The organism is Roseinatronobacter sp. NSM (assembly GCF_052379845.1).
Taxonomy (GTDB): domain Bacteria; phylum Pseudomonadota; class Alphaproteobacteria; order Rhodobacterales; family Rhodobacteraceae; genus Roseinatronobacter.
Genome location: NZ_JBQTCF010000100.1, coordinates 1 through 763 on the forward strand (window position 1 = coordinate 1; position 763 = coordinate 763).

1 protein-coding gene is annotated in these 763 nt (G+C 62.9%); it reads right to left on the bottom strand.

Features of this window, described 5'->3' with window-relative positions; translation table 11 throughout:
* The coding region (locus ACTZWY_RS19800) for a transposase (RefSeq protein WP_444792419.1) at positions 1-713 on the bottom strand (713 nt) is incomplete at its 3' end.
* Between the last annotated feature and the right edge of the window lie 50 nt (positions 714-763).

The window sequence follows — 763 nt, forward strand, 5'->3', positions numbered from 1 at the left end:
ATCCCGAAACGCCCGTCCACCGTGCGATGATCAAGGTAGAAGAACCCCTTGGGCTTGCCATCGCGCACCATATAGCCCGCATCCGGGTCCGTGCGGCTGACCTTGGTGGGCTTCACTTCGGGCGCACGCTCCTTTGGTGGCAGTGGCGGCTTGCCACGGGCGGTACGATCCGCCTCGACCGCCCGGTCCAGATCGTCCCAATAGGCCGCGCGCGATTTCGCGATCAGGCTCGTGTCATACCTGCCCTTGTTGGCCGAGGCCTTCAGATGCGTGCTGTCCGTATAAAGCACTTCGCCGCCCACCAGCCCCGCGCTCAGCGCCGCCTCCACGATCCGGTCGAAAATCTGCTGCGCCACATCGGTTGCGTCGAACCGGCGGCGGCGGTTCTGGCTGAAGGTCGAGGCATCGAACACCCGGTCCGTCAGCCGCAGTCCCAGGAACCAGCGATAGGCGACGTTCACCTCGATCTCGCGCATCAACTGCCGCTCGGAGCGGATGCCGAACAGATAGCCGATGAACAGCGCCTTGAAGAGCACCTCGGGCGGGATCGGCGGGCGGCCGTTTGCGGGGCAATAGAGCCCCTCGGTCAGATCACGGATGAAGCGAAAATCAATCGCCGCTTCAACCTTGCGCAACAGATGATCGGCAGGGACCAGGCTCTCGAGCGTCACCATCTCAAGCTCGGTCTGAACGGGGGCGGGCTTCCTCAACATACCCCATTGAATCAAAAGTCCCCGCCAAAAGCGAGGACTTTGTCAGCAGT